Genomic DNA, 23,188 nt, shown 5'->3' on the forward strand with positions numbered 1-23,188 from the left:
CCATTGGCGGGGTCGTTGCATTGTGGCCTTGAACACCTGTGGCCTTGAAAAACGATGGCCTTGAAAGCTGCACTCTGACACAGCCGTGGCCAGCGCAAGCGATCAGCTTTCGGTATAGCCTTCGGCCAGATCCACCAGCTCACGGATAGCGACCGCGAACAGCGGGAAACCGCCCTGAGAACCCGAGTGGACTTCCTCGAGCAGACGGCACCAGCGCTGATACATGGCCTCATGGCTATCAAACCACTTCTCAACGCGCTTCTCGACTTCGCGCGGCCCGCCTTCCATGCGCAGAACACCGACCGTCAAGGCCAGCTGCTGGCGATCCAGATCGTCTCGGAAGGTTTCACGGGCCTGTGCCTGCCAGCTATCACGTACCTCGAGCGCATTGATCTGCTCGGTCATCCACGGCAGTTCCAGGCGATGACCCACTTCATAGAAGACGTCGGCGACACGCTGGATCTTCTCATTGGTCTGCTTGGCGGCCTCGATAATACCAAGGCCCGCATAAAGGCTACCGGTCGCAGCGACCACATTGGCCAGGCTATCCGGCACCCCGACTGCCATCAGTTCATCGCGACGCTCGGTCCAGGCACCCAGTTCGTCACCCCGCAGGCGCTTGCCGATGCTCTCCTGCAACTGTGTCAACCGCGGGGCGAAGTGGGCGATGCAATCCTTGGCGGTCATGCCGGTACGCTGACGCAGGAACCAGCGGGTGGAGCGGCGCAGCAGACGCATCAGGTCGAGCATCATGCGGTACTGCACCTCGCTCGGCACCTGGTTATCCAACGCCTCGACCTGCTGCCATAGACCATCCAGATTGAAGCTGTCGCGGGCCACGATATAGGCTCTGGCGACCTCGGCACGGCCGGCACCGGTGGTATCGATCAGACGACGCACGAAGACGACACCCATATGATCGACCAGATCATTGGCGATCTGTGTCGCCACGATCTCGCGCTTCAGGCGATGTTCGTACATCTCGTCATGGAAGCGCTCCACCAGGACGTTCGGGAAGACCCTCTCCAAGTGCTTCTGGATGTAAGGATCATCCGGCAGGTCAGAGGCAATCAAGTCGCCCTTGAGCACACTCTTGGCGTAGGAAATCAGCACCGATAGCTCAGGCAGGGTCATGCCCTGGTTGGCACTGGCGCGCTCGAGCATTTCCTCGTCGCTGGGCAGGAACTCAAGCTCGCGGTCGAGCTGTCCGCCTTTCTCGAGCTCGTTGATGAAGCGGCGGTACGGTCCCAAGCCCTCTTTGGAAAGGATTTCGGACAGCGACAGCGCCTGGGTCTGACGATAATTGTCGCGAATCACCAGCTCGGAGACTTCATCGGTCATGCTCGCCAGCAGCTGGTTGCGCTGCTTATCGGTCATGTCACCGCGCTTGACGATGTCGTCGAGCAGAATCTTGATGTTGACCTCGTGGTCAGAGCAGTTGACCCCACCGGCGTTATCAATGAAGTCCGTATTGACCCGCACACCCTTGTGAGCGGCTTCCATGCGGCCGCGCTGAGTCAGGCCCAGGTTACCGCCCTCACCGACTACGCGGCAGTTAAGCTCGTTGCCGTTGACGCGCAGCGAATCGTTGGCCTTGTCACCGACGTCAGCGTCGGTCTCGGCCTCAGCCTTGACGTAGGTGCCGATGCCGCCGTTCCAGATCAAATCGACATGTGACTTGAGCATAGCGTGCATCAGATCATTCGGTGACAGCTTGTCCTCGCTGATGCCGAAGACCTTCTTCATGGCCGCCGAGATCGGGATCGACTTGGCGCTACGCTTGAAGATGCCACCGCCTTCGGAGATCAAGGAGGCATCGTAGTCCTCCCAGCTGGAGCGCGGCTGATCGAAGAGCCGCTGACGCTCGGCGAAGGAGGCGGCGACATCCGGGGTCGGGTCGACGAAGATGTGCAGGTGGTTGAAGGCACCCACAAGGCGAATCTTGTCGGATAGCAGCATGCCGTTGCCGAAGACGTCGCCGGCCATGTCACCGATACCCACCACGCTGAACTCGTCGGCCTGGGTGTTCACGCCCTGCTCGCGGAAGTGGCGCTTGACCGATTCCCAGGCACCCTTGGCGGTGATCCCCATCTTCTTGTGGTCGTAACCGTTGGCACCGCCTGACGCGAAAGCGTCACGCAGCCAGTGACCGTATTCCAGCGAGATCTCGTTGGCGATATCGGAAAAGGTAGCGGTCCCCTTGTCGGCAGCGACCACCAGGTAGGGGTCGTCGGCATCGTGGCGCACCACATTGAGCGGCGGCACGACGTCGCCGGCTTCAAGGTTGTCAGTCACGTCGAGCAGGGCACGAATGAATATCTTGTAGCAGGCGATACCTTCCTGCTGGATGGCGTCCCGATCACCGCCTTCCGGCAGACGCTTGCAAACAAAACCACCCTTGGCACCGACAGGCACGATGACCGCGTTCTTGACCTGCTGAGCCTTGACCAGACCCAGAACCTCGGTGCGGAAATCCTCGCGACGATCCGACCAGCGCAGACCACCACGAGCCACCTTGCCACCGCGCAGGTGCACGCCCTCGACCCGTGGCGAGTAGACGAATATCTCGAACATCGGCCGCGGCTTGGGCATTCCGGTGATCCGGGAGGGGTCAAGCTTGAAGGAGAAGTAGTCCTTGAGCTCGCCATCGGCATCCGGCTGGTAATAGTTGGTGCGCAGGGTCGACTGGATCAGCTCGATATAACGGCGTATCAACAGATCATCGTTGAGGCTGGCGACATCGTCGAGCAACGTCATCAGACGCGACTGACAAGCCTCGGCCTCGGCAGCACGGCCACCTTCCTGCTCCGGGTCGAAGAGCATTTCAAACAGCGCCACGAGCTCGCGGGTGATCTCCGGGTGGCTGGCCAGTGTGGTCGCGATATAGAGCTGGGACAGCCCAAAGCGAATCTGCTTCAGATAGCGTCCATAGGCCCTGAGCATGGCGACTTCACGCCAGCTCAGATTGGCGCCGATCACCAAGCGGTTGAAGGGATCGTTCTCGGCCTGTCCGCCCCAGATCCGCTGGAAGGCATCGGTGAAGGACTCGCGCATTTCCTGCAGGTTGACGATCTCACTGCCATGGTGCTCGAGCTGGAAATCGTGGATCCAGAAATTGCCGTCGCGGGACGTGATCTCGTATGGGCGCTCGCCGATCACTCTAAGGCCCAGATTCTCCATCACCGGCAGCACATCGGAGAGCGGGATCGGATGATCCTTATGGAAGAGCTTCAGGTTGACACCGTCGACGTCTTCCTCGACCAGGCGATACAGCGACAGCGATAGCGGTGACCCCTGCTCGACTTCGGCGCAGTGATGAATGTCATAGACCGCGGAGCGCGCGCTGAAGTCCTCGCGGTAACCGGCCGGGAAGGCATCACGATAGACATCCAGCAGACGGTTGGCCTGCTCTTCCCCGAAGCCTTCCACCATGGCGTTATGCAGATCATCGCGCCAGCTGGTCGCCAGGGCGCTGACCTTGTGTTCCAGGCGTTCAAGCTCGTAATCAGCCGGGGTACTGCCATTAAAGCGCAGGATCAGCTGAATGCGTGCCAGCACCGACTCGGACAGATAGGTGTTGAAATCACCGAAAGTGGCATCGAGTTCATGGCAGAGCAGATTCTGGATGCGCACACGCAGGTCAGTGGAGAAGACATCGCGTGGCACAAACACCAGGCAGGAATAGAACTTGCCGAAACGGTCTTCGCGTATAAACAGGCGCACCCGGCGCCGCTCGCGAATATTGAGAATGCCCACCGCGGTGCGGGTCAGCTCTTCCGTACTGATCTGAAAGAGGTCATCGCGCGGATAGACGTTGAGGATCTGGCGCAGTTGATGGCCATCGTGACCTTGCGGGTCGACGCCAGCAGCTTGCATGACCGCTTCAATTTTGCGGCGCAGTACCGGGATGTGACGTGGCGAGTCGTTATACACAGTGGCGGCGAACAGACCCAGAAAGCGGCGCTCGCCAATCACCTTGCCCTGATCATCGTAGCGATCAATGGAGATGTAGTCCGGGTAGGTCGGACGGTGCACTCGAGCGTGATAGGCGCTCTTGGCAAACGACAGCAACTCGGGCACCAGCACGTAATGATCGCCGTCGACACCCTGGTCGTTGCGGATTCGCTCCTGATAGCGCGAGGCATCGAGGGTGAAGACCCCAAGCTCACTGCCCTTGCGTTTCTTGAGCTGATCCTGGCCCTTGACCTGAACGACGTCATAATCGTCATAGCCGAGGAAGGTGAAATTATCCTCGAGTAGCCACTCGAGAAAGGCAATGGCTTCCTTGTGGTCTGCGGCAGTGACCTCAGCCGGCTTGACGGCCTTGAGCTCGGCGAGAGAGGCCTTGACCTGTTCCCGCATCGAATCGAAATCCGCAACCGCCGTGCGTACATCAGCCATCACGTCATGCAGACTCGCCTCGATGTCGGCCAGCAAGTCAGGGTCGGAATGGCGGTCGACCTCGATGACGATCAGTGACTCGCGCCCTTCCGGCGCATCCTTGGCATGGGTGCTGGTCATATACTTGAGCTGATGCTTGGCATCGCGCTTGGTGGCAAGCACCGCATTATAGATCGAGTGCACGGTGATGCCGCGCCGGTTGAGCTCGATGCGCACCGAGTCGACCAGAAACGGCATGTCGCGTCCTATTACCTCGACCTGGGTATGGGTCGACTGCCAGCCATGCCCCTCATAGTCCGGGTTGAAGACCCGCACAACGGGATCATCGGGATCCTGCTGCTGAATGAGATGCCAGGCGGAGAGCACCGACCCGTAGAGGTCTTCGAGGCGGCGCTCAGCCAAGTCGCCAAAGGGCGCATTGGCAAAGAACACTTCGGCAAAGGAAGCGACCGCCTTCACCTTTTCATCGTCCAGTCGGTGCGCCAGCTGTTCCCTAAGCTGGGCCAGCAATTCCTGCTTGTCTTCGATCGCGACGTGTTGCATCAATCACCTCGGCTTACACCAACCCTCTTGGTCGGCGGGATATTCATAGACACGTCCATGACGGTCATGGATGCTTCCAGCATACGGAAGTGCATGGAGCACCCCCACTGTATTAACCCTTTGTCATGGAGCATGTCAGTTGCGCATCGGTACTTGACTTCATGCCCGGCGCTCGAGCAGCACTCCACATTCGCAGTGATGCGTCCAGGGAAACTGATCAAACAGGGCGAAGCGCGAGATGTCATGGGTCTGCGTCAGGCGCTCCAGATTGTCGACCAGCGTATCCGGATTACATGAGATATAGACGATGCGGTCGTAATCGCTGAGCTGATCACAGCTATCGTCATCGAGTCCCGCGCGGGGCGGATCGACTAATACGGTAGAGAAATCGTAGTCGGCAAGCCCCATCTCGGCCACCCGACGCCCCCCTTTCTCGCCCTTGAGGGCCAAAGAGAACTCCTCTGCCGACATGCGTGCCACGTGTACATTGTTTACTGCGTTGGCCGCAAGGTTAGCCTTGGCAGAAGCAACCGAGGTGCGCGAAATCTCGGTCGCCAGCACCCGGCGAAAGTTCTCGGCAAGCGCCACCGTAAAGTTGCCATTGCCACAGTAAAGTTCGACCAGGTCACGGTTCTGGCTTTGACGCGTGACATCCCGTGTCCAGCTCAGCATTGACTCGCAGATGGCGGCATTGGGCTGCGTAAAGCTGTTCTCGACCTGCTGATACGTAAACTCGCGACCATCGACCGTGAGGTGCTCCCAGACATGGTTACGGGTCAGCACCAGGCGCTGCTTGCGCGAGCGGCCGATGATCATGACCCCCAGACGCTCTTCCAGCGCACGCGCCGCAACCTCCCAGTCATCGCCCAGGGGGCGGTGGTAGATCAGGGTGATCAGTGCTTCCCCAGCAAGAGTGGTGAGAAAATCGACCTGAAACAGCTTGCGACTCAGCACTTCATCCTCGCGCACTGCCTCGAGCAGCAGCGGCATCAGCTCATTGATCCGCTCGCTTGCCACCGGGAACTGATCGACCCGCACCGCACGTTTCTTGTCGGGTCGCTCGGGGTCGGGTTCGAACATGGCATAGAAAAGCTCGTCCCCCTCACGCCAGATACGAAACTCGCAGCGCATGCGGTAATGGCTCGCCGGCGAGGCAAAGACCTCGAGCTCAGGCGTCGTCAGGTGCGCGAACTGGGTGGAAATACGCTCGCGCTTGGCTTCTAGCTGCTCGCCGTAGCGGGCGGGGTCGACAACGGGTACGGCCACAGAGTCTCCTTGTGAATCGTTAAATCGGTCTAATCGATAAGGGAATAAGGTCAGGATTCGAAGGCCGTCGTCGCCACCATGAGTCTGCCGGGAGCCGCGAAGCCATACCGAGACAGCACCGGTGCGAGAGTGCCGCCCGGCGCGGTTGCCCAGGAAGCACCGTGGGCTTCAACGCCAGGGTTTCCGCCGCCAGGCCTGGTGGAACAAGGCAGCGGCGCGACCACTTGCACCACGCGCCGGGCAATGGCGTCCCCCGAATCGACCCAGGTAATCGGTCGTGGAGCAGCGGCGGCGAGCGCTGGGATCAGCAACGGAAAGTGCGTACAGCCCAGCACCACGGTATCCAGCGCCGTTTCCTCCCAAAGGGGAGCCAGGCAGGCGGAGATTACATCGGGATCCAGAGGTTCGCCGGCCAATTGGCGTTCGGCCTGCTCGACCAGCGGGTCGGCGGCTAGGCGCATCACCCGGCAATCACCAGCGAAGTCGTCGATCAGCCGGCGCGTATAGGGACGATGCACGGTCGCCGAGGTCGCCAGCAGCGCAAGATGACCACTGCGACTCGCCGCCACAGCCGGTTTGATGGCTGGCACGGTACCAATGACCGGAATCTCAAGGTGGTTGCGCAGCGCCTCGAGGGCCAAGGTGCTCGCGGTGTTACAGGCAACGACCAGGGCGCTGGCGTGACTTACCGCCACGGCGGCCTGGCAGACGTCCAGAATGCGCTGTACCAGCCATTCATCCGGTTTGGTGCCATAGGGCAACATGGCGTTGTCGCAGGCATAGCAAAGCGCCACCTCGGGCAACCGGGTACGAATGGCGGCAACCACCGAGAGGCCACCTACACCGGAATCAAAGATCAGAATCGGACCGCTCATGCACAACGGGCCTGAATCTGCTGCATGGACTGAGGCTCCTTGGCGTCACTCGACGCACACCCTTGGCTTGTGTTGAAAGGCTTCTCACGGCCAGCCGCGGCGAGTTTCATCATGGCCCTGGGATCAACGACCGTTCCCGCCTGACCACCGCGAAGTGACTCATTCTACCCCAGCCACCGACCAGGGGCCGAGCCCATCACATGCAGATACGCCGCCGCCCGGCCAAATGGCCAGGCGGCGGGATGGTACGAGACCCTGTCATTTCATGCCGTCTTATCGATGCAGGGGCGCAGAGGCAAGGGCTATTCGAGGCGGGTCAAACCATCGGGTCAGGCGCTGCACAGAGCTCTTCATAAAGCTCCGGGTAGGCTTCCTGAAGGCGCTCGAGCTTGGCCGCAGCCCCTTCCGGCAGGGTTTCCGCCAGTTTATCGAGGGCCGCGTCATCGAAATGTTCGCGAATCAGCGGGAAGAGCTCCTCGCGCTCTTCCCGCAGATAGGCGCGGTGGGCTTCAAGATAAGCCCCCAGGTCGTCGGCGAAACGATCCATGGGGATCGCCACGTCCATCAGGATCATATCCAGATCCTGAGAGAGCTGCATCAGCCGCTCGTGAAGGGCGTGATAATTCTTGGCCAGCCGCTCGCTCAGCCCCTCGGCTTCCGGTGCCTTGGCCATCAACTCCTGACCAAAGACCTTTTCCAGTGGCACGGTGAAACCATCCATGTAGTCGAGGATGTAATCGACCACCTCGCGCACTAACTGGAAATTGGGGCGTTCACCTTCCGCCAGCGTTTTATGCTTGAGTTTCAGCACGTGCAACAGCCGCGCCATGTTGGCGTGATCCTGGCGTAATTGATTCAGCATCGGCATGACGGAACCTCCTGTGCTGTCCGGGCGAACGTCTGTATGGTCATTTGATCCTACAAGCCTCCACGGGTTCGGTGATCTTTCCATGCGATCATCACTAACCGTCAATGTCTCACTCAACAATCAGAACGACCAGCATGAAAGCAGGGGTAGTCTTAACATGAAATGGCGACGAAGGCTTACCTCACAAGCGCATCCTGTACACTCTACCCTTTTTAGATATACCTAATAAGTAAATCTATGGTGACCCACCGGCTGCCAGCCTAGAATGTCTAACCCTAGCGCCTTCACCACCGACCTGCCTAGCGCCATCAGCTCTATTCTTATAGATATTTGTACTGAAAAGCGACGCCGAACACTCCCGCCAGAGGACCCGATCAACATGGACCTTTTCAGCCAGCAGCACGCCCAGGAGCATGCTCCCCTAGCCTACCGGATGAGACCGCGCCAGCTGAGCGACTATATCGGTCAGCAAGCTCTGGTCGGCCCCGGAAAGCCGCTGCGCCGCATGGTCGAAACCGCCACGGTGCGTTCGATGATCCTGTGGGGCCCACCGGGTGTCGGCAAGACCACCCTTGCTGAGATCCTCGCCAATGAGTCCGGCGCCGAGCTTGAGCACATGTCGGCCGTGATGGCAGGGGTCAAGGATATCCGCGCGGCCGTGGAACGGGCGGGAGTAGCCCAGGGCCAGAACCGTCCTACTCTACTGTTCCTTGATGAGATCCACCGCCTCAACAAGAGCCAGCAGGATGCCCTGCTGCCGCATGTGGAATCGGGCCTTCTGACGCTGATTGGTGCCACCACCGAGAACCCTTCCTTCGAGGTCAACTCGGCGCTGCTGTCTCGGGCCAGGGTCTATGTGCTCAAGGCGCTCGATGAAGAAGAGCTGCTCTCGGTGCTGCGCCAGGCCCTTGAGGACCGGGAGCGCGGCCTGGGAACAAGGCATATCCGTGCCGAAGATGAGGTACTCAAGCTGCTGGCCCATGCCGCTGGCGGTGATGCCCGCCGGGCGCTCGGCCTTCTGGAAACGGCCTGCGACTTCGCCGTACCCGACGATGGCGGAGAACGGCTCGAGAAGGAGGGCCTGGCCGAAGTGCTCGGCCATCAGGCCAGTGCCTTCGACAAGCAGGGCGATCACTTCTACGACCTGCTCTCCGCCATCCACAAGTCGATCCGCTCCTCGCGCGTCGATGCGGCACTGCTCTACATCGCCCAGTTTACCCAGGGCGGGGGTGACCCCTTGGATGTGATCCGGCGACTGACGGCAATCGCCTCAGAAGACGTCGGCAATGCCGACCCACGGGCGCTGCCGCTGGTCATGGCCGCCTGGGATGCCTACCTGCGCCTGGGCGACTATGAAGGCCAGCGGGCTATCGCCCAGGCGGCCATTCATCTGGCCATTGCCCCCAAGAGCAATGCCATTGACCAGGCCTGGAACAGAGCCAAGGCATTTGCCGCCGAGCACCCGACCCTGGAAGTCCCCAGTTATCTACGCAATGCGCCTACCAAGCTGATGGAGTCTCTCGGCCACGGCCAGGGGTATCGCTACGCCCATAATGAACCCAACGGCTACCCCGCCGGGTCATCGCATGACTGCTGGCCCGAGGGCGCGCCACGCACCCGTCTCTACGCCCCCAGCGAATACGGTCAGGAGAAACGCTTCAAACAGATGCTCGACTGGCGCGCCGAGCTCGATGCACAGGCCGACCAGCAGGGCTGATGTAGCGCGGGTCCGCCAGAAAAGCCCAAGCTCCCACAAAAAAAGTAAAACACAAACCGAAAGCCCCCGGCCGTAAGGCTCAGGGGCTTGGGTATTTGGGCGTTGGTACTGGGGCTTAAGCACTTGGATACGACAAGGCCGATGATACAGACGGGGACGTCACCTCGAGGGCTTTAGCGCGCGGTCTCCCTTATCACATCGACCCCGTCGGGAATCTGGAAATTAAAACGCGCTTCATCAATGTTGGCATTCTGCTCCACGTTCCCGAAGTCGATGGCCGTGCGCTGGCCGGTACTGTCGGTCATCTGCAGCATGCCAAGCTCTTCCGAGTAGAACGTCAGCTGTAGCTCCTCGAAGAGCGTATCCGGGCTGCGAGGGTCGAGGGTAAAGGTCTCGGCAGTGCCCTGCTGGCGACGCTCGACGTCGTAGTTTGCGGTCAGCTCATCGACGCTGCCCGAGAGCAGCAGAGCCGGGGTATGAGTCACCCGTGTATCCAGCGGCTGCACGGTGACCTGTTCAAGGTCCGGATCATGCAGATAGACATCGTCACCGTCGGAGACCACCTCCTGACGATAGGGGGACTCAACCTCCCAGCGAAAGCGTCCCGGACGCGATAGCCACATGCGACCGCTCGCCTGTTGCAGGCGTTGGCCGCTGCCATCGAGGATCTGCTGCTCAAAGTCAGCCTGATAGGTGTTGATCGGCTCAAGCAACTGCGTCAGACGCTCGGCGCCGGCATCAGCAAGCGCCGTGAGGGGCATCATCAGGGCAAAGCCGAAGGTGGCAAGGCGTGTCGGTGTCATGGCGTCTCCTTGGCCGGCAATGGCCGGCGAATATGTCCTGTCTTCGCGTGCATTCAGCAAAGACGCACTACTCAGACAGGGGACGCGGCGCCAGGTTGCCCCGGCGACGCGCCTTCCTTGTTTGCTGCACGATTTGTGAAACGACAACGAGCGGCGTCAGTCGCCTACCGGCGGCGGCGCCAGCACTTCGCGGGAACCGTTGGTGCCCATGGATGACACCACACCGGCGCCTTCCATGGTCTCGACCAGGCGCGCTGCACGGTTATAGCCAATCTTGAAGCGACGCTGTACGGCCGAGATCGAGGCGCGACGCGACTCGGTGACGAACATCACCGCCTCGTCGTAGAGCGCGTCTTGCTCGGCGTCGTCATCGCCGCTACCGCCATCTCCCTCGAGTCCCGTCAGGGCATCCGCTGAGACACCGCCAGAAAGGATCTCATCGATGTACTCAGGTTCGCCGCGACGCTTCCAGTCCTCGGCGACCCGGTGCACCTCATCGTCATCGACGAAGGCGCCATGCACACGCATCGGCAAACCTGCGCCGGCCGGCAGGTAGAGCATGTCACCATGACCCAGCAGGTTCTCGGCACCGCCCTGATCGAGGATGGTCCGCGAGTCGATGCGCGAGGACACCTGGAAGGCCATGCGGGTCGGAATGTTGGCCTTGATCAGCCCCGTCACCACGTCCACCGAGGGCCGCTGGGTGGCGAGGATCAGATGGATACCGGCGGCACGCGCCTTCTGGGCCAGTCGCGCGATCAGCTCCTCGACCTTCTTGCCGACGATCATGAACATGTCGGCGAACTCGTCGATCACCACCACGATATAGGGCAGCTTCTCAAGCACCGGCGGGGCCTCATGCATCTGCCAGGGCTGGGGCTCCCATAGCGGGTCGGCGACCTGGGCCCCGGCCCGCTCGGCCTCGTCGAGCTTGGCGTTGAAGCCGGCAATATTGCGCACGCCCATGGCCGCCATCAGCTTGTAACGACGCTCCATCTCGGCCACGCACCAGCGCAGGGCATTGGCGGCCTCCTTCATGTCGGTGACCACCGGCGCCAGAAGATGCGGAATACCGTCATACACCGACAGCTCCAGCATCTTGGGGTCGACCATGATCATGCGGACTTCATCGGGCGAGGCCTTGAGCAGCATCGAGATCAACATGGCATTGACGCCTACCGACTTGCCCGAGCCGGTGGTACCAGCGACCAACAGATGCGGCATCTTGCCCAGGTTGGCGACCACCGGTGCCCCGCCGATATCCTGACCCAGCGCCATGGTCAACGGCGAGCCCTCATCCTGATAGCAATCGGAATCGATGACCTCGCGCAGACGAATCATCGCCCGGTGCGGATTGGGAATCTCGATGCCGACCGTGGGACGACCGGGAATGATCTCGACCACCCGCACGCTCTTGACCATCAAGGAGCGCGCCAGGTCCTTGGCCAGGTTACTGATCTTGGAGACCTTGACCCCGGCAGCGGGCTTGATCTCGAAGCGCGTGATCACGGGACCAGGCCAGGTGTGCACCACCTCGGCCTTGACGCCATACTCGCGCAAGCGCACCTCGAGCAGTTCGGCCATCTCGGCGAGCTGTTCCTCGCTGTAGTTGGGCTTTTGGGCCTCGGCGGGCGTCAGCAGCCGCAAGGAGGGCAATTTCCCATCCAGGTCCGGCAGATCGTCAACCGTAGAGCGTTGATTCTGCAGGTGCTCGACGGTCCACAGCGCAGGTTCACCCGGATCATCAGCCGCGGCACGGGCCTGGTCGGCGCTGGCGACTCTCGGCTCTAAAGGAGACGCGGGGCGCACATCGGCGTGCGCCACTGAGGCGGGCTCTGGCGTGCCTGCCTTGTCTTGCGTCACGTCCTCGTCTGCTTCCGGCCTTGTTGCCGTAGACACGCGCTCATGATGGCCTGCGCCATCCGATGCGGGGTTCGGCGCGGGCTCCGAGGCTGCCGGCGGCACTGGGGCCGCCGATGGCGCTGCTTCGGGTGCCTCACGGCCTGCGTCCCCCGCTAGCTCAGGTGCTTCATCTCGTACGGAGTCACGCGATGACTCCTCTCTGGTCGGCGCTTCGTCGTCCCAGTCCGCTTCCTGCCAGCTGATCATCGGCTCACGGCGCCCATGGCGGGCAACGGATTGCGGGGCGGACGCAGAGGACGCCATCGCCGGTGCGGGGCGATCATCCTGCTCCTGGTAGGGCTCGGTTGCCTCAGATACAGAGCCAGTCTCGGCCTCGGTATCTGAGGCTGATGCCGGTTCTGAGACCGAGGCTTGAGCCGGTTCCCGGGGAATTTCCGAGTCCTTGGCCGGCATATCCCGCTCGGCGCGCAGCGACATCCCGGCCCAGGGCGCCTCCTCGTCATCCGGCAACACAGGCTCGGGAATCGTCTCGGCACGCATCGGGGGCGCCTTTGACGCCTCGGGTTCTGCGGTGCGCTTTCTCGCCGACGGCGCGCTTTCCGTCGTGGCCGCAGCCTGCGATGTGGATGCGGCGCTGGTTGGATGTGCCTCGCCAGCCGCTGTTGAAGCAGCTGTCATAGCGGCTGCAGACTGGGCCGCCGGCTCAGCGGTGGATGCCTTTTCGGACGCAGCCTGAGGCGCGAAGCGCTCACTATAGGCAGCACCGGGCTGTTTGGCGGAGGGCGTGCGCTCGGGCACATCCCAAGGTATGTCGGTGCCTTGATCAGGATTCCACTGTGGCTCACGAAGCCCTGGCCCACCCTTGGGCATCTCATCGTCGCTATAGCGGCGACTCCAGGGCCAAAGGCGCTGCCACCAACGGGCGGATACTGTCGTCTCATCATTGGCATCGGCAAACGCCGTCGACTCTGACGCCTGCTCGGATTCGCCAGCAGAATCGGCGTCCACACTCAGGGCATCGGCTTCATCGCGTGCTCGTTGTGCCCGATCACGGCACCAGGCAATGCCGCGTTGCATCAGATGGCCGGCCTCATCCATCACTCTCAGCCAGGAGACCCCGGTGAAAGGCGGAAAACCACACAGCAGCGCAACTAATGACAGCAAGGTGGTGCCATGATTGCCCACCAGGGGTGTCAGGCTGCGCACCATTTCCTCACCGATGATGCCGCCGGCGGCATAGGGCAGCCCGCTTTCCGGATTGAAGAAATGCAAGGCCCCGAGGGTGGTCGTCCCCATCACCAGCAGGAAGAGCCCACCGGTGCGCACAGCGAGCCCCAGGGTGTCCCATTCAAGGTTCACCTGGCGCACACGGCTCATCCGCCAGCCGGCGAATCCCAGCATGCCCGGCCACCAGAGAGCACTGGCACCGAACAGCGAATACAGCACATCCGCAAGCCAGGCGCCCACAGGGCCCATCCAGTTGCTCACCGTCACATCCGGGCCACTATGCGACCAGCCGGGATCCGACGCCTCATAGCTGAACATGGCCAGCAGCAGGAAAACACAGGCTGCCAGCAGCAAAATCACCACGCCCTCACGGGCGGCACCTTGCAGTCGCACCCCGAAGTGGCGCGCCCTCTCCTTGGCACCGGCCGCCGATTCGCGGCGGCTACTTGCCTTGTTGTTGACACTCAAGTCGCCATTCCCCTTGCGCCGTCTGTGGCGTCTTCGTGTGTCCTACATCGACAGGCATGATACCGAGCCTTGGGGTCAGGGCACAGGGGCCATGCCACTCTTCATTCTCCCGCGCCGCCAGACATTCGCCCCCAGGGACCATGACATGCTTGAGGCGGACCGCTAACCCCGTCACACTAAGCCTGAACCACCGCATTTGAACACCTCGCGTTAAACACAGCCCTTGAGACACTCTCGTCTCTCCAACAACGAACTCGTTCTCACCATGCTGCCCTGGTTGCCCCCCTCTCCTGTGCATTTTCCTTCGCTCGAACAGGCACTCGACGAGCCGGATGGCTTGCTCGCCGCAGGCGGCTCGCTTACGCCTGACTGGCTGATCGCCGCCTATCGCCGCGGCATTTTCCCCTGGTTCAGCGACGGTCAGCCGATCCTGTGGTGGAGCCCCAGCCCACGCATGGTGCTGTTCCCTGAAGAGCTTCGCATTCGCCGCAGCCTGGCCAAACGGCTGCGCAATGCGGGCTTCACGGTGACATGGAACACGGCATTCCCGTCAGTGATTGAAGCCTGCGCCGCCGTACGATCAGCGGAGGAAGGCACCTGGATCAACGAGGAGATGCGCGAAGCCTATATTGCGCTGCACTCGCTTGGCTATGCACGCTCGGTCGAAGTCTGGCGCGACGGCTGCCTGGTCGGTGGTCTTTACGGCGTCGGCATGGGCCGTGTGTTCTTCGGTGAATCCATGTTTAGCCGTGAACCCGATGCCTCCAAGGTCGCGCTGGTGCATCTGACCCGCCAGCTTCAAGCCTTGGGCGGCGGTATGATCGACTGCCAGATGCATACCTCGCATCTCGCCAGCATGGGCGCACGCGAGATCGCTCGCCAGGAATTCATCAGCTATCTTGATCAGTATATTGAGGGGCAAAAGAGCATCGCGCCGCGAATGTTCACCACGCCCCGCCACGATGACATCAATGACGAAGGGGGCCGTTGAACGTGAGCAGTCGCGCTCCGCAACATCCGGTTCGGGACCTGCGCTTTTTCCTGACGGTCCCTCATGCCTGCAGCTATCTCGAGGGGCACGAAGCGACCACCCTCTTTCTTGATCCTCAGGAATCTCCCGGCCAGGGGATCTACGATGCCCTGACCCTACTCGGGTTCCGCCGCAGCGGTCGACACCTCTATCGACCTCATTGTGAGGGATGTCGTGCCTGCATCTCGGTACGCATACCGGTCGCGGAGTTTGCCGCCAGTCGCAGTCAGCGCAGGCTCATCAATCGCAATGCCGACCTGACGGTGCATGAACGTGACGCCAGCTATGACCCCGAACACTATGAACTCTATGCCCGCTATGTGCGCACGCGCCATGCCGATGGCGACATGTTTCCACCCAGTCACGAGCAGTACCGCACCTTCCTGACGCTGGACCATGCCTATGCACGCCTGCTGGAGTTTCGGCTCGGCGATCAGCTGGTGGCCGTCACCGCCATCGATAGGCTGGGCCACGGTCTGTCAGCCATCTATACCTTCTTCGACCCATCACCGACGCTTGCTCGGCGCTCACTGGGCACTTTCGCGGTACTGCACCTGATCGAACGCGCCCGCAGCGAGCAACTGCCACACGTCTATCTGGGCTACTGGATTCGTGAATGCCGGAAGATGGACTACAAGCGCTATTTTCAGCCCCTGGAATACCTCGATGGTCGCCACTGGCGACGCACGATTCCAATGGCATGAGGCAGCGCTGAACAGCGCTCAAGCACAGCATGTTTTGCCTTGACGTCCGGCATACGGCACAATACCGCGCTATATTGATGATAGGTGGCCAACGTTCCGTCCCAATCCCGGCCTTTCCGGCCGCGATGCTACCGGCGCAGTCATCATCAAGACATCGCTTTGCTAATCACCATCATGAGGAAATGCCTATATGGCTCGTGAAGACCATATCGAAATGGAAGGCGTCATCGTCGATACGCTGCCCAACACCATGTTTCGCGTCGAGCTGGAAAACGGCCACGTCGTGACCGCCCACATCTCGGGCAAGATGCGCAAGAATTACATCCGCATCCTTACCGGCGACAAGGTCAAGGTCGAGCTGACTCCCTACGATCTGTCCAAGGGACGCATCGTCTACCGTTCCCGTTAAGCGTCCCGGCCCCGTCCCGGCGCGCCTTTCACCAACCGACCGGCCAAAAGAAGACGCCCCGTCATCAGACAGGGCGCCGGTCGGTGGTGGCTAGGCAGGTATCGCCATCAAACCATCAAGGCTCCGAACCCTCAAGGTTCCGCGAGTTCTTCTTCGGTGGCGAGGTGCAACTCGTCGCTGCTCTCGTCCAGTGTCACGTGAACGACCCCACCTTGCTCGGCCAGGTTGCCGAACAGAATCATCTCGGCCAGTGGCTTCTTGAGCTTTTCCTGAATCAGGCGAGCCATCGGGCGCGCCCCCATGTCGGGATCATATCCACGCTCAGCCAACCAGGCACGCGCGTCCTCGTCGACGTCAAGCTGCACCCGTTTCTCATCAAGCTGGGCCTGGAGCTCAACCAGGAACTTGTCGACCACGCTGCGCACCACTTCGGCGGGCAGCGAGCTGAACGGAATAATGCCATCCAGACGGTTGCGGAACTCCGGTGAGAAGGTCTTGCGAATCACCTCCATGCCATCGGTCGAATGATCCTGCGGATTGAAGCCGATGGAACGACGCGTGATCTGCTCGGCCCCGGCATTTGAGGTCATGACCAGCACGACATGGCGGAAATCCGCCTCTCGGCCGTTATTGTCAGTCAAGCGGCCGTGGTCCATGACCTGCAGCAGCAGGTTGAAGACATCCGGATGAGCCTTCTCGATTTCATCAAGCAGCAGCACGCAATGCGGTTGCTTGGTGACGGCTTCCGTCAGAAGCCCGCCCTGGTCATAGCCAACATAGCCTGGCGGTGCACCGATCAAGCGCGACACGGTGTGACGCTCCATGTACTCGGACATGTCGAAGCGCACCAGCTCGACCCCCATTAGCGAGGCCAACTGGCGAGCCACTTCGGTCTTGCCAACACCGGTGGGGCCACTGAACAGGAAGCTGCCAACAGGCTTGTCCGGCGACTTGAGTCCCGCCCGAGACAGTTTGATGGCGGCTGCCAGGCCCGTGATCGCCTCGTCCTGACCGAAGACCAGCATCTTCAGGTCACGCTCGAGATTCTCGAGTAGCTTGCGGTCGGAGTTGGAGACACTCTTCGGCGGAATACGGGCAATGGAGGCCACGACCGCCTCGACCTGGTCGACGTCGATGGTATCCACCCGCACTTCTGGCGGCAGCAACCGCTGATGGGCACCAGCCTCATCGATCACGTCGATGGCCTTGTCCGGCAGGTACCGGTCATTGATGTAGCGATCAGCAAGCCGCGACGCGCTCTCCAGCGCCCCATCGGTATACTTGAGCTTGTGATGCTCCTCGAAGCGGCCGCGTAGTCCCTTGAGAATGCGGATGGTGTCCTCGACGGACGGCGCCATGACGTCGACTTTCTGGAAGCGACGCGCCAGTGCCCGATCCTTCTCGAAGATCCCACGGAATTCCTGGAACGTAGTCGAACCGATGCAGCGCAACTCTCCCGATGAAAGCAACGGCTTGAGCAGATTGGAGGCGTCCATGACCCCGCCAGAGGCTGCGCCAGCACCGATCACGGTATGGATCTCATCGATGAACAGGATCGAATTGGGCTGCTTCTTGAGCTCGGCCAGCAGGCTCTTCAGACGCTTTTCAAAGTCGCCCCGATACTTGGTACCGGCGAGCAGTGCGCCCATGTCCAGGGAGTAGACGACCGCGTCGGCAATCACCTCGGGCACGTCTTCCTCGACGATACGCTTGGCCAGGCCTTCCGCGATGGCGGTCTTGCCCACGCCAGCCTCGCCCACCAGCAGCGGGTTGTTCTTGCGCCGGCGGGCAAGGATCTGCACCACGCGCTCGAGTTCATGGTCGCGACCGATCAGCGGGTCGATCTTGCCGAGGCGCGCCTGCTCATTCAGGTTGGTGGCGTAACCGGTCAGCGGGTGGGCATTGCCCTCGCTGACGCCCTCTTCGGCCTCCTCGGCGTCCTGAGACGGCGAAGACGACGACTGCTGGCCATGTCCCGAGACCTTGGAGATGCCATGGGCGATGTAGTTAACGGCATCCACTCGCGCCACATTCTGCTGCTTCAGGAAGTAGACCGCCTGGCTTTCCTGCTCGGAGAAGATCGCCACCAGCACATTGGCCCCGGTGACCTCGCTCTTGCCGGAGGACTGTACATGGAAGACCGCACGTTGCAGCACACGCTGGAAGCCCAGGGTCGGCTGCGTTTCACGGTCGTTCTGATCCTCGGGAATCAGCGGCGTGGTGGAATTAATGAAGTCCTGCAGATCCGAGCGCAACTTGTCCAGATTGGCACCGCAGGCACGCAACACGTCTGACGCTGAAGCATTATCCAGCAGCGCCAATAGCAGGTGTTCGACGGTCATGAACTCATGACGCTTGGAACGCGCCACGGTAAAGGCCGTATTCAGCGTGAGTTCGAGTTCTTTGCTCAGCATGGCAGTCCCCTTCTCGCCACCTCGGGCGTCGGCCGGCAATCGCCGGCAATTTCACCATCGGGTACATTCTCGGGATTCACAAGCTCGAGGTTCGAGCCGGTCATGCCGATCCTGCACTGGCTGTATTCCGTTTGCCTGACAATCAGCTTGCCAGTCGTCAGTCGGCTGTGTCGATATCGCACAAAAGCGGGTGTTGACACTCCTTTGCATATTGATTGACTTGATGGCTTTTGGTTTCAGCAATGTCGCGGGTAAAAATCCCACAGGTCGCTTTGCCTTGGGTATGCACTGCCAACATCACTTGCACGGCCTTTTCACTGTCCATGTTGAAGAAGGTCTGCAGCACCTCGACAACGAACTCCATCGGCGTGAAGTCATCGTTGTGCAAGACCACCTTGTACATGGGCGGCGGTGCCAGATCCGGCTCGGCATTCTCAACCGCTACGTCATCATCGCCCTCTTCCTGAGGGTCGGACGGCCGTGTCATGCCAGCTTCCAGTGACGCTATGGCGTGACTAGTGTAAGGGTCGTCTATCTTGAACATAAAAGGCGTTACCCATCTTCTCAAGCCGGTAATCCATGAACGCATCAACTGTAGTTGGACGCCAAGGCTCGCCGGGGGTTCAGTTCATAAGATGCGGCCGTGATGCGCCGCTTGCAAGGCCCTTGCTCGTATGGGCCTTCAAGATCGCTTACCAGGCACGCTGCGCAGGCGCTTTGTCGAGAACGTAAAACGTAAAGGGCCCTCGTCCGCCAGGCGGACGAGGGCCGGAGCACATGCGTGCCGAGAGCAACGAAAGACGCTTAGCCCTTGGCGACCAACGCCAGCGCCGCATTCAGGGTCTCACTCGGGCGCATGGCTTTCTCGGTCAGCTCGCCGTCGGGGTGGTAATACCCCTGAATATCCACGGGCTTACCCTGCACTGCGGTCAGTTCCTCGACGATCACCGATTCCTTGGCATGGAATTCTTCGGCCAGCTTGCCGAACAACGTCTTCAGCTCCTGGTCCTCATCCTGGGCGGCCAGAGCCTCGGCCCAATAGACCGCCAGATAGAAGTGGCTGCCGCGATTGTCCAGTTCACCGACCTTGCGCGACGGCGACTTGTTGCTGTCCAGGAACTTGCCATTGGCCTCGTCCAGTGCCTTGGCCAACACTCGAGCGCGGGCATTATCGAAGGTCTTGCCCAGGTGCTCCAGCGACGCCGCCAGGGCCAGAAACTCGCCCAGGGAGTCCCAGCGCAGATGGTTCTCTTCGATGAGCTGCTGAACATGCTTGGGCGCAGAACCGCCTGCGCCGGTCTCGAACAGCCCCCCGCCATTCATCAGCGGCACGATGGAAAGCATCTTGGCACTGGTGCCAAGCTCCATGATCGGGAAAAGGTCGGTGAGATAATCGCGCAGCACGTTACCGGTCACCGAAATGGTGTCTTCACCGCGGCGGGTACGCTCCAGGGTGAAATTCATCGCCTCTACCGGCGCCATGATGCGGATATCCAGACCGCTGGTGTCATGATCCTTGAGGTAGGTCTCGACCTTGTTGATCAGCTCCGCGTCATGGGCGCGCTGGGCGTCCAGCCAGAAGATAGCCGGCGTCTCGCTGTCACGCGCGCGCGCCACGGCCAGCTTGACCCAATCCTTGATCGGGGCGTCCTTGGCCTGGCACATGCGCCAGATATCGCCTTCCTCCACGGCATGCTCGAAGATCACCTCGCCACCATCGCCGGTGACGCGCACGGTACCGTCAGCGGGAATCTGGAAGGTCTTGTCGTGCGAGCCGTACTCCTCGGCTTTCTGGGCCATCAGGCCGACGTTGGGCACGCTACCCATGGTGGTCGGATCGAAGGCACCATGGGCTTTACAGTCGTCGATGGTGGCCTGATAGATGGTGGCGTAACAGCGGTCCGGAATCACCGCCTTGGCATCGTGCAAGGCATCATCGGCACCCCACATCTTGCCTGAGTCACGAATCATCGCCGGCATGGAGGCGTCGATGATCACATCGCTTGGCACGTGAAGGTTGGTAATGCCCTTGTGGGAATCGACCATCGCCAGAGACGGACGCTCAGCGTAGAGGGCGTCAATATCTGCCTTGATTTCAGCCTGCTTCTCGGTGGGCAGCTTGGCAATGGTGGCATATAGATCACCGATGCCGTTGTTGGCATCGAAGCCCACCTTCTCCAGCACCTCGGCATGCTTGTTGAGCACTTCGCGATAAAAGGTCTCGACCACAATGCCAAACATGATCGGGTCGGAGACCTTCATCATGGTGGCCTTGAGGTGCAGAGAGAAAAGCACATCACGCGTCTTGGCGTCGGCAATCTGCTCGGCGATAAAGGAGGAGAGCGCCTTGTGGCTCATGACGGCGGCGTCGATCACTTCGCCGGCCAATACCGAGACTTTCTCCTTGAGGACCTGGGTCGTGCCATCCTTGCCGACCAGTTCCACCTTGACGGCGCCATCGGCTGTCATGGTGGTGGATTGCTCACTGCCGTAGAAGTCGCCCTCGCTCATGCAGGCAACATGTGACTGCGAGTCGGCACTCCACTCACCCATGCGGTGAGGATACTTGCGGGCGTAGTTCTTGACCGACTTGGGTGCGCGACGATCGCTGTTGCCTTCGCGCAGCACCGGATTAACGGCACTACCCTTGACCCGGTCATAGCGCGCCTGAATGTCGCGCTCCACGTCGCTGCTGGGCTCTTCGGGATAATCGGGTAACTTGTATCCTTGGCTCTGCAACTCACGAATGGCCGTCTTGAGCTGCGGTACCGAGGCACTGATATTGGGCAGCTTGATGATATTGGCTTCGGGTGTCTTGGCCAGATCACCCAACTCAGAGAGGTGATCGCCGATTTTTTGCTCATCGCTCAGGTATTCGGGAAACAGGCAAATGATGCGACTGGCCAGGGAAATATCCCGGGTCTCCACGGTGATACCAGCGGAATCGGTGTAGGCATCAATGATCGGCAGCAGGGAATAGGTAGCCAGGGCCGGCGCTTCGTCGGTGAGCGTATAGATAATCTTCGGCGTTTTTGACATGTTGGCGTTGATCTCTCTGGTCACTGCGGTGGCATGAAACTGGATCGGTAGCGCGCGATCACGATGTCCGCCTCAGGGGCTCATTGCAACCTGCCCGGCAAGGGGATTGCGCCGGGTATTTCAGGGAACATCTGCGCCCAGCAAGGTGTTGTCAGCAGGCCCCAGCTGGGTCGAGGGCGCTTCCGGTAAGCTGGCGCATTATATCAGCGTGCTCGACTCGGCGCATAAGCAATAATGCTAAGACGCCCCTGCCATCCCACGCCGCTTGCCGGTAAGCTAGTGCTCATGAGCACTCTCTACCTCCTACACAAGCCTTTCCGGATGCTATCCCAGTTCACCGACCGCTCCGGCGAACCCGGAGAGCGGCGCGCCACCCTGGCCGATGTCATCCAGGTGCCGGATATCTATCCGGCCGGGCGCCTCGACTACGACTCCGAGGGTCTGCTGCTGCTTTGTGACGACGGCGAACTGATCCACCGCATCGCGCATCCCAAGCACAAGCAACCCAAGACCTATTGGGTACAGGTAGAGGGCGAACCCGACGCGGCAGCGCTGGAGGCCCTGCGCCAGGGAGTATTGCTCAATGATGGCCCGACGCGGCCCGCCAAGGTACGCCGACTCGACGCGCCACCCGTCGGTCCACGCAACCCGCCGGTACGCGAGCGTCGCCAGATTCCTACCCGCTGGCTGGAACTGACCATCAGCGAGGGACGTAACCGCCAGGTGCGCCGCATGACCGCTGAAATCGGCCACCCTACCCTGCGTCTGATCCGCGTCGCCATCGGCGCCTGGCGACTCGACGGTCTGGCAGCCGGGGAATGGCGCCGCCAAACGCTACATGCCCCGTCCAAGCCCCAACGCCCCGGCGAGCAAGGCAAGGCAGGCAAGCAGAGGGCGAAGGGACGGGGCGAGCAGGCAAAGGGTGACCAAAACGGAAACGTAAGCAGCCGACAGCGCAAGACGTCACGGGGGAAACGATGAGTCGCTGGTCGCCTCGGGTCACGGTGGCCACCGTGATCGAACGTGCCGGACGCTTCCTGATGGTCGAGGAGGACCGTGGCAGGCCTCATACGCTATTCAACCAGCCCGCCGGCCACCTGGAGCCCAACGAAGGCATACGCGCCGCCGCTGAACGTGAAATCCGTGAGGAAACCGCCTGGCACGTAGGCATCACGGATTACCTGGGCCTCTATGTTTACCACTCGCCGGACGGCCTCACCTTCCATAGCCACGGTTTTTCCGGCATGGCACTGGCGCACCTCGGTAATGACCTGGACCCGGATATTCTGGCGATCCACTGGCTGACGCTGGATGAGCTCGAGACGCTGGAAAGAGCCGGTCGACTGAGAAGCCCGCTGGTGATGCGGCGAATCCGCGATGTGAAACGAGGCCGCACCTTCCCTCTGGATGTGATCCAGGAACGCTGACCCTATCCTGACGCAAGGGGCGCCTCATTGCCGGGCGAATAGGCAACAACGGCGCAACACGTGGTCGAAGCAGCCTGTCACTATCGTGTATAATCCCCGCCCATTTAACGCCACTCCATTCCCCTCATGACGTC

At 61.0% G+C, this 23,188-nt stretch carries 15 protein-coding genes; 6 read left to right on the forward strand and 9 right to left on the reverse strand.

All coding sequences use genetic code 11. The features are described from left to right. Positions 1–102: 102 nt before the first annotated feature. The 4 genes from HF027_RS08850 to HF027_RS08865 form a co-directional block, all read right to left on the reverse strand. Entirely contained in the window at positions 103–4,944 is a 4,842-nt protein-coding gene (locus HF027_RS08850; protein ID WP_168014847.1) for an NAD-glutamate dehydrogenase, read from the reverse strand. Between the two features lie 159 nt (positions 4,945–5,103). Continuing rightward, positions 5,104–6,210 (reverse strand): tRNA (uridine(54)-C5)-methyltransferase TrmA, encoded by a 1,107-nt coding sequence (gene trmA, locus HF027_RS08855; protein ID WP_168014849.1) that lies wholly within the window; start codon positions 6,208–6,210, stop codon positions 5,104–5,106. Between the two features lie 50 nt (positions 6,211–6,260). After that, positions 6,261–7,085: a glutamate racemase gene (gene murI, locus HF027_RS08860; protein ID WP_168014851.1), complete on the reverse strand. Its 825-nt coding sequence runs from the start codon at positions 7,083–7,085 to the stop codon at positions 6,261–6,263. A gap of 316 nt (positions 7,086–7,401) precedes the next feature. Further along, on the reverse strand, positions 7,402–7,947 hold the full coding sequence (locus HF027_RS08865) for a hemerythrin domain-containing protein (RefSeq protein WP_168014964.1): 546 nt from the start codon (positions 7,945–7,947) through the stop codon (positions 7,402–7,404). A 385-nt stretch (positions 7,948–8,332) separates the two neighbouring features. Between HF027_RS08865 and HF027_RS08870 the strand changes: the two genes are divergently transcribed. After that, a complete protein-coding gene (locus HF027_RS08870; RefSeq protein WP_168014853.1) occupies positions 8,333–9,670 on the forward strand; it encodes a replication-associated recombination protein A in 1,338 nt (445 codons plus the stop codon). 173 nt (positions 9,671–9,843) lie between these two features. Here HF027_RS08870 and lolA read toward each other — a convergent pair whose 3' ends face one another. Beyond that, positions 9,844–10,473, reverse strand: a complete 630-nt coding sequence (lolA, locus tag HF027_RS08875; protein ID WP_168014855.1) for an outer membrane lipoprotein periplasmic chaperone LolA — start codon at positions 10,471–10,473, stop codon at positions 9,844–9,846. 156 nt (positions 10,474–10,629) lie between these two features. Further along, a complete protein-coding gene (locus HF027_RS08880; RefSeq protein ID WP_245184616.1) occupies positions 10,630–14,031 on the reverse strand; it encodes a DNA translocase FtsK in 3,402 nt (1,133 codons plus the stop codon). Between the two features lie 265 nt (positions 14,032–14,296). On the opposite strand from HF027_RS08880, the gene aat reads away from it, so the two are divergent. The 3 genes from aat to infA all read left to right on the forward strand — a co-directional run bounded on the left by aat (position 14,297) and on the right by infA (position 16,174). Beyond that, positions 14,297–15,022 carry a leucyl/phenylalanyl-tRNA--protein transferase gene (gene aat / locus HF027_RS08885; RefSeq protein WP_168014968.1) on the forward strand — a complete coding sequence of 242 codons (726 nt, stop codon included), beginning with the start codon at positions 14,297–14,299 and terminating at the stop codon, positions 15,020–15,022. A gap of 2 nt (positions 15,023–15,024) precedes the next feature. After that, positions 15,025–15,765: an arginyltransferase gene (locus HF027_RS08890; RefSeq protein WP_168014857.1), complete on the forward strand. Its 741-nt coding sequence runs from the start codon at positions 15,025–15,027 to the stop codon at positions 15,763–15,765. 190 nt (positions 15,766–15,955) lie between these two features. Next, positions 15,956–16,174 carry a translation initiation factor IF-1 gene (gene infA / locus HF027_RS08895; RefSeq protein WP_007111068.1) on the forward strand — a complete coding sequence of 73 codons (219 nt, stop codon included), beginning with the start codon at positions 15,956–15,958 and terminating at the stop codon, positions 16,172–16,174. 131 nt (positions 16,175–16,305) lie between these two features. Here infA and clpA read toward each other — a convergent pair whose 3' ends face one another. From clpA to HF027_RS08910, 3 genes are all read right to left on the reverse strand, one after another. After that, a complete protein-coding gene (gene clpA, locus HF027_RS08900) occupies positions 16,306–18,588 on the reverse strand; it encodes an ATP-dependent Clp protease ATP-binding subunit ClpA (RefSeq protein WP_168014859.1) in 2,283 nt (760 codons plus the stop codon). Positions 18,589–18,745: 157 nt separating this feature from the next. After that, the gene (clpS, locus tag HF027_RS08905; RefSeq protein WP_168014970.1) at positions 18,746–19,132 is read right to left on the reverse strand and encodes an ATP-dependent Clp protease adapter ClpS; all 387 of its coding nucleotides are present in this window, start codon (positions 19,130–19,132) and stop codon (positions 18,746–18,748) included. 260 nt (positions 19,133–19,392) lie between these two features. Beyond that, positions 19,393–21,627, reverse strand: coding sequence for an NADP-dependent isocitrate dehydrogenase (locus tag HF027_RS08910; RefSeq protein WP_168014861.1), 2,235 nt, complete (start codon positions 21,625–21,627; stop codon positions 19,393–19,395). Positions 21,628–21,912: 285 nt separating this feature from the next. On the opposite strand from HF027_RS08910, the gene HF027_RS08915 reads away from it, so the two are divergent. Both HF027_RS08915 and HF027_RS08920 read left to right on the forward strand, forming a co-directional pair. Continuing rightward, entirely contained in the window at positions 21,913–22,608 is a 696-nt protein-coding gene (locus tag HF027_RS08915) for a pseudouridine synthase (RefSeq protein ID WP_168014863.1), read from the forward strand. Next, positions 22,605–23,054, forward strand: coding sequence for an NUDIX domain-containing protein (locus HF027_RS08920; protein ID WP_168014865.1), 450 nt, complete (start codon positions 22,605–22,607; stop codon positions 23,052–23,054). Before HF027_RS08915 ends, HF027_RS08920 begins: the two co-directional genes overlap by 4 nt. Positions 23,055–23,188: the final 134 nt, after the last annotated feature.

Source organism: Halomonas salinarum, from assembly GCF_012062845.1.
Taxonomy (GTDB): Bacteria; Pseudomonadota; Gammaproteobacteria; order Pseudomonadales; family Halomonadaceae; genus Onishia; species Onishia salinarum.